Origin of the sequence: Sphingobacterium zeae, assembly GCF_030818895.1 — a bacterium.
Classification (GTDB): Bacteria; Bacteroidota; Bacteroidia; order Sphingobacteriales; family Sphingobacteriaceae; genus Sphingobacterium; species Sphingobacterium zeae.
In genome coordinates this window covers 4,727,644-4,743,142 of sequence record NZ_JAUTBA010000001.1, presented here as the reverse complement: position 1 = coordinate 4,743,142, position 15,499 = coordinate 4,727,644, and the positions used below count along the sequence as shown (strand labels likewise).

General features: G+C 40.7%; 12 protein-coding genes and 1 pseudogene. 10 read left to right on the top strand and 3 right to left on the bottom strand.

What is annotated here, in order from left to right; translation table 11 throughout:
• Positions 1-52: 52 nt before the first annotated feature.
• Positions 53-874: a hypothetical protein gene (locus QE382_RS19880; protein ID WP_307187453.1), complete on the bottom strand. Its 822-nt coding sequence runs from the start codon at positions 872-874 to the stop codon at positions 53-55.
• Positions 875-945: 71 nt separating this feature from the next.
• Here QE382_RS19880 and QE382_RS19875 point away from each other — a divergent pair, with 71 nt between their 5' ends.
• Both QE382_RS19875 and QE382_RS19870 read left to right on the top strand, forming a co-directional pair.
• Positions 946-1,854, top strand: coding sequence for an energy transducer TonB (locus QE382_RS19875; protein WP_307187452.1), 909 nt, complete (start codon positions 946-948; stop codon positions 1,852-1,854).
• A 127-nt stretch (positions 1,855-1,981) separates the two neighbouring features.
• The gene (locus tag QE382_RS19870) at positions 1,982-2,488 is read left to right on the top strand and encodes a hypothetical protein (RefSeq protein ID WP_307187451.1); all 507 of its coding nucleotides are present in this window, start codon (positions 1,982-1,984) and stop codon (positions 2,486-2,488) included.
• Positions 2,489-2,571: 83 nt separating this feature from the next.
• Here the strand turns inward: QE382_RS19870 and QE382_RS19865 are convergent, their stop codons facing one another.
• Together QE382_RS19865 and aspS are read right to left on the bottom strand one after the other, a co-directional pair.
• Entirely contained in the window at positions 2,572-3,960 is a 1,389-nt protein-coding gene (locus QE382_RS19865; protein ID WP_307187450.1) for a LutB/LldF family L-lactate oxidation iron-sulfur protein, read from the bottom strand.
• Positions 3,961-4,056: 96 nt separating this feature from the next.
• Positions 4,057-5,808, bottom strand: coding sequence for an aspartate--tRNA ligase (aspS, locus tag QE382_RS19860; protein WP_307187449.1), 1,752 nt, complete (start codon positions 5,806-5,808; stop codon positions 4,057-4,059).
• Between the two features lie 434 nt (positions 5,809-6,242).
• On the opposite strand from aspS, the gene mraZ reads away from it, so the two are divergent.
• The 8 genes and pseudogenes from mraZ (at position 6,243) to QE382_RS19820 (ending at position 15,494) form a co-directional block, all read left to right on the top strand.
• Positions 6,243-6,704, top strand: coding sequence for a division/cell wall cluster transcriptional repressor MraZ (mraZ, locus tag QE382_RS19855; RefSeq protein ID WP_205399503.1), 462 nt, complete (start codon positions 6,243-6,245; stop codon positions 6,702-6,704).
• A 4-nt stretch (positions 6,705-6,708) separates the two neighbouring features.
• Complete coding sequence (gene rsmH / locus QE382_RS19850; RefSeq protein WP_307187448.1) at positions 6,709-7,623, top strand: 16S rRNA (cytosine(1402)-N(4))-methyltransferase RsmH; 915 nt, start codon at positions 6,709-6,711, stop codon at positions 7,621-7,623.
• Between the two features lie 15 nt (positions 7,624-7,638).
• The gene (locus QE382_RS19845) at positions 7,639-8,052 is read left to right on the top strand and encodes an FtsL-like putative cell division protein (RefSeq protein ID WP_209576664.1); all 414 of its coding nucleotides are present in this window, start codon (positions 7,639-7,641) and stop codon (positions 8,050-8,052) included.
• 8 nt (positions 8,053-8,060) lie between these two features.
• Complete coding sequence (locus QE382_RS19840; protein ID WP_307187447.1) at positions 8,061-10,178, top strand: PASTA domain-containing penicillin-binding protein; 2,118 nt, start codon at positions 8,061-8,063, stop codon at positions 10,176-10,178.
• Complete coding sequence (locus tag QE382_RS19835) at positions 10,178-11,638, top strand: UDP-N-acetylmuramoyl-L-alanyl-D-glutamate--2,6-diaminopimelate ligase (protein WP_307187446.1); 1,461 nt, start codon at positions 10,178-10,180, stop codon at positions 11,636-11,638. Before QE382_RS19840 ends, QE382_RS19835 begins: the two co-directional genes overlap by 1 nt.
• A 4-nt stretch (positions 11,639-11,642) precedes the next feature.
• Positions 11,643-12,887 carry a phospho-N-acetylmuramoyl-pentapeptide-transferase gene (gene mraY / locus QE382_RS19830; RefSeq protein WP_307187445.1) on the top strand — a complete coding sequence of 415 codons (1,245 nt, stop codon included), beginning with the start codon at positions 11,643-11,645 and terminating at the stop codon, positions 12,885-12,887.
• A gap of 2 nt (positions 12,888-12,889) precedes the next feature.
• Complete coding sequence (murD, locus tag QE382_RS19825; RefSeq protein ID WP_307187444.1) at positions 12,890-14,263, top strand: UDP-N-acetylmuramoyl-L-alanine--D-glutamate ligase; 1,374 nt, start codon at positions 12,890-12,892, stop codon at positions 14,261-14,263.
• A 30-nt stretch (positions 14,264-14,293) separates the two neighbouring features.
• Positions 14,294-15,494: pseudogene (locus QE382_RS19820) on the top strand (FtsW/RodA/SpoVE family cell cycle protein).
• Positions 15,495-15,499: the final 5 nt, after the last annotated feature.

The following is a 15,499-nucleotide window of genomic DNA, read 5'->3' as shown; positions in this document are numbered from 1 at the left end:
AGTTTCCCACGGCAATTTCATTGTTCATGGGAAACTTAGCATAGTTACAATTTTATAATGGCGAACTATATCCATAGGCTTGTGCTGCCGAGGTAAATACGTTTGTCTTCGGTTGGTAGAAATTCAGTTCATAACCTTCAGCTCCCCAAAAGATACTGATAAAACCAATTCCTTGCTTAGAGCGCAATACTGTTAGTATTTGAAAAGCCTCGTTATCAAACTGACCTCCGTCATCAACACGCCAAGTGCTGATATCATCGTATAAAGCTGGGAAATCCAAATTGATCAGCTGTTCATCCTTTGCGTAGGAAAATACAGCTAAAGCAGAGTCTTGTTGATTTTCAAACACGGTAAGGTTAAACTCGGACCCGTCGCTAAGGGTGGCAACAGTTGTACTTTTGTTAATCTTTCTGTTGTATTTTTTTTCAAGTTGCTCCCTAATTTTTTGGGAAGTTTCTCTTTGAACTTGTGTAAACTTCTCGATTTTATATTGATCTATAAAAGCCTTGTTGACAAGCATACCGAATTCGCCGGATTTAATTGCAGTGCTAATTTTAAATAATGAACCTTCACTATTTGCAAAGTTCTGTGCGGTCTGTCTACCGTTGCTCCCCTTATTATCTGTTTTATTCTGCACAAACTCAAGGGGGCTTACTTGGTCTTCTACGATAACATAATTATATTTTTCGGGACTTTCCATTGCCTGATCCATCGGAAGAGCGATAAGTGAGTCTCTTTGCTGGTTTAAAAAACCAAAATAGGGTGAAATTGCTTCTTCCGTATTTTCATGCTTAATTGCAGTCTTTGATTCTTGTTGATTGTTGCCACAAGCATATAATGTAAGTAGAAAAATAGCTGAAAAAAATGACTTCATAAGCATCTATATTTTTTTGTGAAATATAAGGCTTTCGTGCATCATAATGAAAAGATTTAAACTTTAATATTATGATGAACTCTAAATTGAATATTTACCGCAAAGAATGGCTGGATGTTATTTTTGCTGGTCGCAACAAAATGTACGGCGCTTACGAGTTGAGAAATCTCTCTGACAAAGCAACAAATGTCGGTTTGGGAATTGTTGTATCTTTTGCAGTTTTGCTGATTGCAGGATCCTATGCATATAATACATATTTAAAGCAACCTGTTCCGCCCGTCATTTATAAAGTACAAGATGTTGGGCCCGACATGCTGGAAGAAATTCAAAAGAAGGTAGAGGAGAAAGAGGAGGTCCCCGAAGAACCTGTCATGATGCAGGAGAAAGCCCCGCAGCAGGTTGCCCAAGATGTATCCAAATTTGATCTGGTTAGAATGCCTGATATAAAAGTGGCCAAAGCAAATCAAGTTACGGAAGAACTTGTGAGTCAGGATGAGCTGAAAAATCCAAATACGATGACTTCAAGGATTACATTGAAGGCAAGTCCATCGGGTACATATATTGCGCGCGGTGAATTTGGTTCTTCGAAAAGAGATGGTGATATTACTGGCTCCGGGATTGGTTCGGTATCCGGCAGTGGAACCGATGCTGATGCTAACAGTACATTTACATCGGTAGAAATTATGCCAACACCTTTGGGGGGACTGCCTGCCTTTATGAAGTGGATCGCCGAGAATTATAACTTTCCACAACAGGCCTTAGACCAAGGAGTTTCGGGGGTTATAGAGGTATCTTTTGTCGTTGAGAAAGATGGGTCATTGACAGATATTGCTGTTAAACGTGATATGAAATTTGGTACAGGAGATGCTGCTATAAACTTATTGAAGAAAGCGAAAAAATGGAAACCAGGGGTACAAAATGGACTTAAAGTGCGTGTGGCCTATACGTTACCGATCCGTTTAAGTGCCGTCTCACAATAAATGGTTCTTAACTTTATTTAACAGATCATCAATTAAACTTTTGATAGCCGATACGGCTCTTACTAATAAATAAGTTGAAAAAGAGTACTTATTAAAAAAGTGATTGTTGGTTTTAAAAAATAAAGAAATGAAAAAATTGATGTTAAGTTTGGCTTTATCTGGATTGATGTTAGCCGGTTTCGCTCAAGAAAAAAAAGATGTTAAACCAGAATTGAAAGAAATGCAAACTTCCATGCGTAAACATAAAAGCGGAAGGATGCAAGATGGTTTTAAAAATAAAACTCCTGAGGAAGTAGCTAAGATGAAAACTGATCGGATGGATCAAAAGCTAAAATTTACGGATAAACAGCGTAAAGATATCTATGCATTTAATTTGAAGCAAGCACAGGAACATCAAAAAATAGCCGTTGAACGGAAGGAACATCGTGCAAAAATGAAAAAGCAGCGTGTTGCAGAGCATGAAAAAATGATGGAAATGTTAACCCCAGAGCAGCAAAAAACGTTAAAGGATTCTTACGTTGAAAATCGAAAAATGCACAAAGAGCATTGGAAAAAAGACAGACAGCTCAAAAGAAAGGACTTTAAAAAGGGAGAAGTGAATAAATCAAATCACGCCGACGTAAAATCATCATAAACAGTAAACAACGATAGTTTTCATATTAATTATTGGTGAGTGTTAGTAGAGGAGGGAACCGTTGGTTCCCTCTTTCTTTTTTTTTATTCTTTATTTTTTTGTTGTTCTTTCCACTGTTTGGAGAACGATTTGTCAGCCAATTTTGGTAACTCCCGTTGATCTCCCCATGTTTTTTGAAAGAGCTTTCGGATGAAAAAAATTTTGAATTTTCCACCGAAAAAATCGACGAATTTTCTTCGCATAATTCCATAAGTGAACCACTGCCAAGCTTTTTGCTCCGTTTTTGAAGCTAGACCTTGATCAACTGAATCTTTTCTGTTCACAAGAAGCATGCGTTGTATGTCAATACCGACCGGACAGACCTCAGTACATTTTCCACAAAGTGTAGAGGCGTAGCTCAGGTGTTTAAATTCCTTCATTCCATTTAAATGCGGCGATATGAGGGATCCTATTGGGCCTTGATAAGTTGTTTCATAAGTGTGGCCACCAATGTTCTGATAGATCGGGCATACATTTAGACAGGCGCCGCAACGGATGCAATACAAGCCCTGACGCTGTTCTTTTTGAGCAAGCAGTTTGCTTCGGCCATTGTCCAGCAGAATAACATACATCTCTTCGGGACCGTCGGATTCGTAAGCTTGTTTAGGCCCTGTAAGTAGTGTATTGTAAACCGTTAAATTCTGACCAGTACCGTGTGTTGATAAAAGCGGCCAAAATAGGTCTAAGTCCTGTAAGTTGGGTATTATTTTCTCTATTCCAACTACAGCGATATGTGTTTTTGGAAACGTCGACGTCAATCGTGCATTTCCTTCATTTTCGGTAATCGCTAGGCTACCGGTTTCAGCAATCAGAAAATTTGCCCCAGTAATTCCGACTTCTGCTGATAAGTAGCGATCACGAAGTAATTCACGCGCTTTCATTGTCAGTTGTTCTGCGGAAGCATCTAATGGGGTGTCAAATTTTTCGTGAAAAAGCTTAGCAATATCTTCCAGGCTCAAGTGCATGGCTGGGGTAACAAAATGATAGGGTTTTTGATCGAGCAGCTGAATGATATATTCCCCTAGATCGGTTTCTATTGCATCAATATTTTTGGAAGCCAAAAAATGATTAAGCTCAATCTCTTCTGTTGCCATCGATTTAGACTTGACTACAGACTTTGCCTTTTTACGCTGAATAATTGCATATATCTCTTCCAGTGCTTCTGTAGCGTCGTTTGCCCAGATGACTTTTCCACCTCGGGCAGTGAAATTGGCTTCAAACTGTAATAGGTAGCGGTCGAGATTTTCCATAACCTTCCACTTAATCAAATTAGCTTTTATCTTGCTATTTTCAAGATTTGCAAATTTGCTCTTGCCTTTTTCGAAAGCCATGCTGTATTTGTCGATATTGTAATTGATAATATCGCGGTGTTTGGTGTCAAATGCTTTTCGCGCACTTTCCTCAATAAATGCATTAGCGGTACTCTCTGCCATCTAATCTGCTAATTTTTCACAAAAAAAGTTGGTAAAAATTACCAACTTTTAAATATACTGTTAATAAATTGTTTCTCGAAAATCGAGTTACATAATTTATGCTTTTCTCGCAATATTTAAGCTTAGCTCATCCAGCTGCTCTTGATGAATGGTTGACGGGGCGTCAATCATAACATCCCTTCCCGAGTTATTTTTTGGGAAGGCGATGACGTCGCGGATAGAATCTAAGCCTGCCAATAAGGATACCAGTCGGTCAAAACCAAAAGCCAATCCGCCATGTGGAGGAGCACCGAAGGTGAAGGCCTCCATCAGAAATCCAAATTGTTTTTTTGCTTCTTCAGGGCTGAATCCTAAATGCTTGAACATGAGCGATTGAAGTTCTCTGTCGTGGATACGGATTGATCCACCACCTACTTCTACGCCATTTAATACAAAGTCATAAGCATTTGCCCTTACTTCTCCGGGGTTGGTATCTAAAAGCGGTATATCTTCCGGTTTTGGCGAGGTGAACGGGTGGTGCATGGCGTGGTAACGACCGTTTTCTTCGTCCCATTCCAATAGCGGGAAATCAACGACCCATAAAGGAGCAAAGGTTTCTTTATTACGGAAACCCAATTGTGACGCAACTTCAAGGCGTAATTCATTGAGTTGTTTGCGAACTTTGTCTTTTCCTCCTGCCATAATTAGCAATAAATCGCCAGTTTTCGCGTGGAACGCTGTCGCGATTGCACTAAGTTGTTCTGGGGTGAAGAATTTATCCACAGAGGACTTGACTGAACCATCTTCATTCACACGCGCATAAACCAATCCGGTTGCGCCTATTTGTGGACGTTTGATGAATTCTGTCAGTGCATCTAATTGTTTTCTGGTGTAATGGGCACAGTTTTCAGCATTTATACCTACGACTAATTCCGCTGCATCGAATACTGGGAAACCCTTTCCTTTGGTCAGGTCGTTAAGTTCGACAAATTGCATTCCGAATCGGATATCCGGTTTGTCGGATCCGTAGAGACGCATCGCGTCTGCGTATGTCATGCGTGGAACGTTACCTAGATCAATACCTTTGATTGTTTTGAAAATATGTTTTGCAAGCCCTTCGAAGATATTTAAAACATCTTCCTGTTCTACAAAAGACATTTCACAGTCTATTTGCGTGAACTCTGGTTGACGGTCTGCACGCAAATCTTCATCACGGAAACATTTTACAATTTGGAAATAGCGATCAAAACCTGAAACCATCAATAATTGTTTGAAGGTTTGTGGGGATTGTGGTAACGCATAAAATTCTCCAGGATTCATACGGGAAGGTACGACAAAGTCGCGTGCTCCCTCTGGAGTTGATTTGATCAGATAGGGGGTTTCTACTTCCAGAAAGTTTTGGGAGTCAAGATAACGGCGTACCTCTTGAGAGGTCTTATGACGTAAAATAAGGTTTTCACGTACGGGGTTACGACGCAAATCCAGGTATCTGAACTTCATTCTGATGTCATCACCACCATCTGTTTCATCTTCTATTGTAAAAGGGGGTAATTTAGCGGCATTTAATATTTCAAGAATTGAAACCTTGATTTCAATATCTCCAGTCGAGATTTTAGCATTTTTATTCGAGCGTTCGATAACTTCTCCGGTTACCTTGATGACATATTCTCTTCCGAGCTCACGGGCGCTTGCGCGCAAGGAAGCATCATCATCTGCATTGAACGTTAATTGTGTGATACCATATCGGTCTCTAACATCGATGAAAGTCATACCGCCTAAATCGCGGGATTTTTGAACCCATCCACTTAGGGTAACCGTCTTCCCTAAGTCAGCTAGTGTTAATTCGCCACAAGTGTGTGTTCTGTGCATATCGTTATGAAAATTATATTTGACGCAAAATTATTGGTTTTAGTCGACAATAACGAATTCTACTTTGGTTATTTGAATAGCCTTCTCCCACTTTCTTCCACAATACTCTTTGGTTTTTTTTATGGCTCCCACTTTATCCCCTTTTTACTAAAAAAGTAGTTGAAATTAAGTTAATAAGCCTGGAAGTTTTACAATCCATTTCTAATTTTTTAGCGAAACGTATGGAAAATAAAGTGTTCTAATTAACGGTATTTTATATGTGAATTGGGGTTTAACTGCCTGTAAATAAGGTTTTTTAAACGTTTTTTTTAAAGGGAGATTTTATTTGTTGTAGCTATTTATCGATGTGGAAAACTTTTTTATGTTATAAAGTGGGGGAAAGTGGGAGAAAGTGTATACTTTTACATTTAAATTAGAATAGGATAATTGACGACATGACTCAGTTGATCGGTGAATTTGAATGCAAGTTAGACGCCAAGGGAAGAATGGTGTTGCCAGCTGCGCTCAAGAGGCAAATGCCTCATGTAGAGCGGGATGGTCTTGTGGTGAATCGCGGTTTTGAGAAGCATCTGGTGTTTTATCCAAGAGAAGAGTGGGATTTGATGACGGCCAAACTGGCGAAATTGAATCAATTCGATCCTAAAGTACGGGCGTTTGTTCGTGCTTTTACGCGTGGCGCTACGGAATTGGCATTGGATGCTGCGGGTCGTGTTTTGTTACCCAAAAGTCTGTTGGAATTTGCGGGTATAAGTACTGAATTGGTTTTGGCTTGTCAGTTTAATAAGATTGAGGTTTGGTCAAAAGAAGGGTATGAGGAATTGATGGGCGATGGCGGAGTAGAGGATATATCATCTTTGGCGGCAGAGGTAATGGGAGATATTAATTTTGGACTATAAGCGTATGGAAAATGTCTATCATGTTCCGGTTATGTTACAAGAATGCATGGATGCTTTGGCGATTAAGCCGAATGGTGTCTATGTGGATGTGACTTTTGGTGGTGGTGGTCATTCTCGAGAGATTTTAAAGAGATTGGGGCCAGAAGGGAAGCTGTTTGCTTTTGATCAGGATCCGGATGCATTGAAGAATGCAATCGACGATCCTCGCTTTACATTGATACATCAGAACTTTAGGTTTTTAAAGAATAGTCTTCGTTTGCAAGGTGTGCGTGCAGTGGATGGGGTTTTGGCAGATTTAGGAGTTTCTTCGCATCAATTCGATGCTGCAGATCGAGGATTTTCTATTCGATTTGATGCAGACTTGGATATGCGTATGGATCAAGTTGGTGATTTGGATGCGAAGTCGCTGTTGGCAACCTATTCGGAGGAGGATCTGCATCGTATTTTTGGTATGTATGGTGAAATCATGAACGCTAAATCGCTTGCGAAAACAATTGTTACTGCGCGTTTGTCACAGCCGATCCAGACTGTTGCTGAATTGAAAGAGGTGATTCAACGTATGGTTCCAAAGGGTAAAGAACATAAGTACCATGCGCAGGTGTTTCAGGCGCTTCGTATCGAGGTGAATCGTGAGTTAGATGCTTTACAGGAATTTTTGTTGCAGACGGTGGACGTGCTCAATGTGGGGGGGCGATTGGTTGTTATGTCCTATCATTCGTTGGAAGATCGTTTGGTTAAAAATTTTATGGCCAAAGGTAAGTTCAAAGGAGCGGTTGAGAAAGATTTTTTTGGAAATGAAATTAAGCCATTTCTTGTGGTTAGCCGTAAAGCGATTACGGCTTCTGCAGAGGAACTGGCTTTAAATAATAGATCGCGCAGTGCGAAACTGCGCATTGCTGAAAAGTTGGGTGTGTCTTAAAAATGGAGCGAGAGGATGAGCAGAAATACGATAAGACAGAAAGAGTTGAGTGAAGAAGTTCAAGAGGAACTGCAAGAAACTGTCGAAGAAAAGGCCGAACAAACAGAAGCGTTTATCAAAACGCTTTTTACCGTTGGAGACCTTTCGTTAAACAGAATATTGCATTATCTGCCATTTGGAGCATTTATAGCCTTTCTGATGCTGTTGTATATTTCCAATCGTCATTTTGCCGAGCGAACTATTCGGAGTATCGATAAAGTGAGTAAAGAGGTGAAAGAATTGGGGTGGGATCATAAGTCTCTCTCTGCTGAACTGATGAAAATGTCTACGCAAACAGAAATTGCTAAGCGTGTCGATTCTTTGGGTTTGAAAGAGCGAGTGGAACCACCGATCAAGATCGAAGTTATAGAGAATAAAGAAGATAAATAGGAAGAGTTATGAGTATCAGAAATACGATTCTTGTTCGTGTCTACTTTGCTTTTGGGCTTATCGTATTGCTTGCGTTTTTGGTGTTTGGAAAAATGGCAAAATTGCAGTATGTCGATGGACAGCATTGGAAAGCTTTAGCGGATAGCCTTTCTATTCAGGAACGGGAGGTGGAAGCTGCTCGTGGGAATATTTATTCAAATGACGGGAGTTTGCTGGCTACTTCTGTGCCTGAGTATGAGCTTCGTTTCGACGCCATGGCTATTCCGGAAGAGGATGAAGAGTATTTTAACTTAAAAGTCGACTCATTAGCGATTAAGCTTGCTGATTTTTTTAAAGATAAATCGTCTCGGCAGTATTTGACATTATTAAAACAAGCGCGGAATAAAAAGCAGCGCTATTTGTTGCTCAAACGTAATGTGTCGCATCAGGATTTGAAACGAATAAAGCAATTTCCCCTGCTTAAATCTGCTCGCGTCAATAAAGAGCGTTTTCCAAGTTGTTTGATTACAGATCGCCAAAACAAACGTATTTTGCCTTTTGTCAATCTTGCTGCAAGAACTATCGGTTATAAAAATGTGAAAGAAAATATTCATGTTGGACTGGAAGGTGCATATGGAGAATATATCGACGGAAAAAGTGGGAAAAGATTGATGCAGCGCATCGCAGGAGGAGTATGGATTCCGGTTAACAAAGATATCGAGGTTGCTCCAGTGGATGGGTCTGATATTATCTCGACCATTGATGTAAATATGCAGGATATGGCGCAAAGGGCGCTAGAGAAGCAGATGATTACGAGTAATGCGGATGAGGGCTGTGTTGTGATGATGGAGGTGAAAACAGGCGAGGTACGTGCGGTGGCTAACTTTATGCGTGATAAGGATGGAGTCTATCGTGAAAAGTTCAATCTTGCCATTGCGCAAAGTGCGGATCCGGGGTCGACATTTAAGTTAGCTTCTTATTTAGCTTTGATTGATGATAAGAAAATAGACTCGAGTACAACTGTAAATATTGGTAATGGTAATTGGCCGATTTACAAACATACCATTCGGGATTCACATGCGCCCAAGAAGTCTATAATTTCAGCGAAAAGGGCTTTTGAGGAATCGTCGAATGTGGGGGTTACAAAATTTGTTTACCAGGCATATAAAGATAATCCAGATCAATTTACCTCGAAGCTGCATTCTTTCGGTTTCGGGAAAACATTAGGTTTGCAGATTCCGGGAGAAGGGGTGCCTCTGGTAAAATCGTCGAAGAGCAAGAGCTGGAGTGGATTGTCTTTGGTACAGATGGCTTACGGCTATGAGATGAAGATTACACCGTTGCAAACGTTGACTTTTTACAATGCTGTTGCGAATAATGGTAAATTGATAGCGCCACTCTTTGTGAAGGAAATTAGGCATTTGGGGAATACGATTCAAACGTTTAAGGCTAAGGTCCTTAATGAAAAGATAGCTTCAGACCACGCTTTAGCAGAGGTGCGGGGAATGATGGAAGGGGTGATGATTGAAGGGACAGGTAAAAGTGTTGCCAGTCCGCTGTATAGTTCTGGTGGAAAAACTGGTACAGCCCAGATGGCAGATGGCTCGAGAGGATATGGTGCGCGACGCTACCAATCTTCCTTTGCAGGATATTTTCCAGCCGAGGATCCGAAATATTCCATCATAGTGGTGATCCGTAACCCGAGAAATGGATATTATGGCGGATCAGTTGCGGGGCCTGTCTTTAAAGAGCTTGCCGATATGGTATACGCGAACGATATGGAGATGAAAGGAAAAAAGACGTTTAAAGCGGTCAATGTAGGGGGAAGAATGCCGTTGACTTTACAAGGGTCGAGAGAAGCGAGTAAAAAAGTGTACGATAGATTGGGGATTAATACGGTGAATTGGGATACAATTGCACGGGGAGAAGTGGATACGTCGACGCGGGGAGTGCCGTTTGTAGATTTGAAATATAGAGAAGGAATTGTTCCGAATGTTGTTGGAATGGGATTGATGGATGCCTTATATGTGGTAGAAAATGCAGGCTTTAAAGCGCACGTGACTGGAAAAGGGAGAGTGGGGATGCAGTCACTCGTTGCTGGACAGAAACTGCCTTTTGGGACGGCGATAAATTTAGAACTTAAGTAATGATGGATTTAAAAAAAGTATTGCATGCTATCCCTGTACAACAGGTTGTAGGAAACCTTGAGGAGGTTGATGTGCACTCTTTGTGCTTTGATTCCAGGAAAGTGGAGTTGGGAAGTTTGTTTATCGCAGTGCGGGGTGTTCAGACAGATGGTCACTTATTTGTAGATAAGGCAATTACTTCAGGAGCAAGAGCCGTTATTGTAGAGGAGTTGCCAAAAGAGACATTAGACTCTGTTGCCTACATCTTAGTAGCCGATTCGGCTTACGCTTTGGGTGTGGCTGCAGCTAATTTTTACGGAAATCCTTCGGAACAGCTGAAGTTGGTCGGTGTTACCGGCACAAATGGTAAAACGACCGTAGCTACTTTGCTGTTTCAGTTGTTTACTGAATTGGGCTACCACGTGGGACTTTTATCTACTGTGCAAAACCAGATTGGTACGAAAATTATACCAGCTACGCATACGACCCCAGATCCTATTCAACTGAATAAATTGCTGCATGATATGGTTGAAGATGGCTGTGATTATGCCTTTATGGAAGTTAGCTCGCACGCCGTAGTTCAGGAACGTATCGCAGGATTAGTGTTTTCGGGTGCTATATTCACGAATATTACGCATGATCACCTGGATTTTCATGGAACGTTTGATCATTATATTAAAGCAAAAAAGAAGTTCTTTGATGACTTAGATGCAAATGCTTTCGCGTTGACGAATGCTGACGATAGAAATGGCCAGGTCATGCTTCAAAATACGGTGGCACATCGGAAAAGCTATGGCTTACGTTCAGGGGCAGATTTTAAAGCAAAGGTGATTGAAAGCCATTTTGATGGTATGCTGATGAGTGTTGACGGGCAAGAAGTGTGGGTAAAATTGATCGGCGATTTCAATGCATATAACCTTTTGGCGGTATATACTGCTGCCATCTTACTTGAACAGGAGACTGTGAAAGTGTTGACTGCACTCAGCACATTGAAAGGAGCAGAAGGACGGTTTGAAACAATGCAATCGGCTACGGGCATTTTTGGAATTGTAGACTATGCACATACGCCTGATGCTGTGGAAAATGTACTCAAAACGATCAGCGCCCTGAGACGGCCAGAACAAAAAATCATTACAGTCTTAGGATGTGGAGGAGATCGGGATAAGACCAAAAGGCCTGAAATGGCGCAGGCGGCGCTGCGTTATAGTGATCGTTTTTTAATTACATCTGATAATCCGCGTACGGAAGATCCTTATCAGATAATTAGAGATATCGAGGCTGGTGTGGCAGCAGACCAAAAGGCGAAGACGCTTTCTATAGCGGATCGTAAGGAAGCGATAAGGGTCGCTTATCAGCTGGCTAATCCCGGGGATATTATTCTGGTGGCAGGAAAAGGACATGAGAAATATCAGGATGTAAATGGTGTGAAACATCATTTCGATGATAAAGAAGTTTTAGAGAATACATTTAACGAAAAATAGAAATATGTTGTACCATCTTTTTACGTGGCTTAGCGAATACATTCATATACCAGGAGGGGGGTTGTTTCAGTACATCTCTTTCCGGACATCTATGGCTGTAATCGCTTCACTAATTATTACCACGGTTTTTGGGGGAAAATTGATTCAATTCTTGCATAATAAGCAAGTTGGAGAGACAATTCGTGATTTGGGGCTTGAAGGAGAAAAAAAGAAAGCTGGTACGCCAACAATGGGCGGGATCATCATCATTGCAGGTATACTAATCCCAACCTTGTTATTTGCGAAATTGACCAATATCTATGTGATTATCATGATTGTGACAACACTTTGGATGGGCGCAATTGGCTTTTTGGATGATTATATTAAGGTTTTTAAACATAATAAAGAGGGCTTAGCTGGTAAGTTTAAAGTTGTTGGGCAAGTTGGTTTGGGCGCCATAATTGCTTGTACCATGTACTTTCACCCCGATATTGTTGTTCGAAAAGGGGTGGATAAACCAACCTCTACGAAGCCCGTTGAAGTGGTTATCAACGAAGGCACTGGAGAGAAGACCTATGCAGAAAACGTCAAATCTTCAAAGACAAATATACCTTTTTATAAAAACAACGAGTTTGATTATGCGAAAGTGTTCAAGATGTTTGGATTGCAGAGTGACTATTTAACTTTTTTTGTTTTTTTAGTTGTGGTAATCTTCATCGTAACGGCAGTATCAAACGGTGCAAATATAACGGACGGCATTGATGGTCTGGCCACGAGTACCTCCGCTATCATTGGTGTTACTTTGGCCATTTTAGCGTACGTGTCTGGTAACGTGATCTTTTCGGATTACCTTAACATTATGTATATCCCTAATTCGGGAGAACTCGTGATATTCGCCGGAGCATTTGTAGGGGCTTGTGTAGGTTTCTTATGGTATAATACATTTCCTGCTCAAGTTTTTATGGGTGATACGGGAAGTCTGGCTATAGGAGGTATCATTGCTGCTTTCGCTATCCTGATCCGGAAAGAATTGTTGATTCCGATCTTGTGTGGTGTATTTCTGTTGGAAAACCTTTCGGTTATTCTTCAAGTGTCGTATTTCAAATACACGAAGAAGAAATATGGCGAGGGTAGAAGAATCTTCCTGATGTCGCCATTACATCACCATTTTCAAAAGAAGGGGTATCATGAAGCGAAAATTGTAACACGTTTTGTTATTGTAGGAATCATATTGGCCATTCTTACTATTGTAACATTGAAAATTAGATAACGATGTCAAACATTGCAACAACATATTATCCTCAATCTGGAAGTTTGGTCATTTTAGGCGCAGGCGAAAGTGGCGTTGGAACGGCGATTCTCGGAAAAGAAAAAGGATTTGATGTATTTGTGTCAGATAAAGGGCTTATAGCGGATCATTATAAGGAACAGTTGAAAGCTGAGGGGATAGCATTTGAAGAAAGTAATCACGATGAAGCACGGATTTTGAATGCCGCTTTGGTTGTGAAGAGCCCCGGTATTCCGGAGACGGTGCCATTGGTGGTCGCATTGAAAGCAAAGAATATCCCTGTAATTGCCGAAATCGAGTTTGCAGCACAATATACCGATGCAAAATTAATCTGTATTACAGGATCGAATGGGAAATCAACGACTACCATGTTGACCTATGAGATGCTTAAGCATGGCGGCTTAAATGTTGGATTGGCAGGTAATATTGGAAAGAGCTTTGCGCTTCAGGTCGCTAAACAACAGTTTGATTGTTATGTACTGGAAATATCAAGCTTTATGCTGGACGATATGTACCACTTTAGAGCAGATGTTGCTGTTATATTGAATATTACTCCTGATCATTTGGATCGCTATGACCATAAAATGGAAAATTATGTGGATTCAAAATTTAGGATGATACAAAATCAAACCGAGAAGGATTTTTTTATTTATTGCCTGGATGATCCCGAGACTGTCAAAGGGTTAGAAAGACATCATAGTAAAGGGACTTATTTGCCTTTTACGCAAGAACAACTTGTTGAATTGGGCGCTTATTTGAATGCCAATAAGACAATAATTATTAATACACCAAATAACGATACATTCACTATGAGAGCTGAGGAATTGTCATTGCAGGGGAAGCATAATATTTATAATAGCATGGCTTCTGGGTTAATTGCGAAAGTGCAGGAATTGAGAAATCAAGTGATGAAGGAAAGCATGGGATCGTATGTGAATATTCCACATCGCCTGGAACATGTAGCCTGTATCGGCGGTGTAAATTACATTAACGATTCAAAGGCAACGAATGTTAATTCGGTATGGTATGCTTTAGAAAGTTTCTCTACACCAATCGTATTGTTGTTGGGCGGTGTGGATAAAGGAAATGATTACAGTATGCTTGCTGATTTGGTGAAAAACAAAGTGCGCGCTATTGTTTGCTTGGGTAAAGATACGGCTGCAATTCATACGGCATTTGATCAAGATGTGGAGATTATTGTCAATAGCACCTCTATGCAAGATGCAGTGGTGTTGGCTTCGCATTTGGCGCAAAAAGGTGATACCGTATTGTTGTCCCCTGCATGTGCCAGTTTTGATTGGTTCAAGAACTATGAAGATCGTGGCGATAAATTTAAGGCTGCCGTGATGGAATTATAAATGGTGTAACCCAATAAGAGGAGGAAGGATATGCTACAGAATATAATGTCTAAGTTGAAGGGTGATCGATGGATATGGATCATTGTAATTATCTTATCGGGATGGTCACTTTTGGCTGTATACAGTTCGGTGGGTACGTTGGCGTATAAAGAAGGAAAGGGTACAGAAATGTATTTGCTAAAGCACTTTTCTATTATTGCCGTTGGATTTATTCCTCATGTATCTTTCCCATAAGTTGGATTATCGGTATTACGCAGGTATATCCAAAATTATGATGGGCATTACAATCCCCTTATTGCTGTTTACCTTATTGTTTGGTAGTAAAGTTAATGAGGCCAGTCGTTGGTTGACCATTCCGGGTATTGGTTTAACCTTTCAGACATCGGATTTGGCAAAGTTGTCACTCATTGTTTTTCTTGCGCGGATGTTATCCCGGAAACAGGAAGAGATCAAAGATGTGAAAAAATCGTTCTTACCTATTATGGGATCGGTTTGCGGTGTATTTATTCTGATTGCCTTGGCCAACTTATCTACAGCATTAATGCTGTTTGGGGTGAGTGTTTTATTGCTGTTGATCGGTCGGATTAGTTTTAAACAAATTGCCATTGTGTGTTGTGGTGGGGGAGTACTTTTAATGATGGTTATCTTCTTTGGTCCCCGAAGGGCAACCTATATCAGCCGGGTAAAGTCTTTTTTTCATACCGAGAAGGTTGATAAAACGGTATCCTTTCAGGATGATAAAAATTATCAGGCGAATAATGCAAAAATTGCGATAGCAACAGGGGGGCTTTTTGGAAAAGGGCCTGGAAATAGTGTGCAGCGCAACGTGTTGCCACATCCTTATTCCGATTTTATTTATGCGATCATCATTGAGGAGTATGGGACGGTAGGAGGGGTCATCTTGCTATTCCTGTATTTGGCCTTTATGTATCGATGTATCCGTATTGTAACGATGAGTCCTAAAGCTTTCGGTACCTTTCTAGCTGCTGGTTTAGGATTTAGTTTGACTATCCAGGCTTTAGCAAATATGGCTGTTGCCGTCGGATTGGGACCAGTAACGGGGGTTCCGCTTCCACTAGTGAGTATGGGAGGAACCTCGATTTTATTTACGAGTGTCGCCTTGGGAATTATACTGAGTGTGAGCAGAAATATTGAAGAATTAAAAGGTAAAGAAGAGTTGGATGAAAAACCTAAACCGAAAAAAGTGGTTATAGGATCAATTCCAGCATAATAAAA

What these genes read in the sequence shown, in the direction of transcription:
- QE382_RS19870 (WP_307187451.1), top strand. Translation starts at nt 1,982, where the DNA reads ATGAAAAAATTGATGTTAAGTTTGGCTTTATCTGGATTGATGTTAGCC.
- QE382_RS19840 (WP_307187447.1), top strand. Translation starts at nt 8,061, where the DNA reads ATGAGTATCAGAAATACGATTCTTGTTCGTGTCTACTTTGCTTTTGGG.
- QE382_RS19845 (WP_209576664.1), top strand. Translation starts at nt 7,639, where the DNA reads ATGAGCAGAAATACGATAAGACAGAAAGAGTTGAGTGAAGAAGTTCAA.
- mraY (WP_307187445.1), top strand. Translation starts at nt 11,643, where the DNA reads ATGTTGTACCATCTTTTTACGTGGCTTAGCGAATACATTCATATACCA.
- QE382_RS19835 (WP_307187446.1), top strand. Translation starts at nt 10,178, where the DNA reads ATGATGGATTTAAAAAAAGTATTGCATGCTATCCCTGTACAACAGGTT.
- rsmH (WP_307187448.1), top strand. Translation starts at nt 6,709, where the DNA reads ATGGAAAATGTCTATCATGTTCCGGTTATGTTACAAGAATGCATGGAT.
- QE382_RS19875 (WP_307187452.1), top strand. Translation starts at nt 946, where the DNA reads ATGATGAACTCTAAATTGAATATTTACCGCAAAGAATGGCTGGATGTT.
- murD (WP_307187444.1), top strand. Translation starts at nt 12,890, where the DNA reads ATGTCAAACATTGCAACAACATATTATCCTCAATCTGGAAGTTTGGTC.
- QE382_RS19880 (WP_307187453.1), bottom strand. Translation starts at nt 874, where the DNA reads ATGAAGTCATTTTTTTCAGCTATTTTTCTACTTACATTATATGCTTGT.
- QE382_RS19865 (WP_307187450.1), bottom strand. Translation starts at nt 3,960, where the DNA reads ATGGCAGAGAGTACCGCTAATGCATTTATTGAGGAAAGTGCGCGAAAA.
- aspS (WP_307187449.1), bottom strand. Translation starts at nt 5,808, where the DNA reads ATGCACAGAACACACACTTGTGGCGAATTAACACTAGCTGACTTAGGG.
- mraZ (WP_205399503.1), top strand. Translation starts at nt 6,243, where the DNA reads ATGACTCAGTTGATCGGTGAATTTGAATGCAAGTTAGACGCCAAGGGA.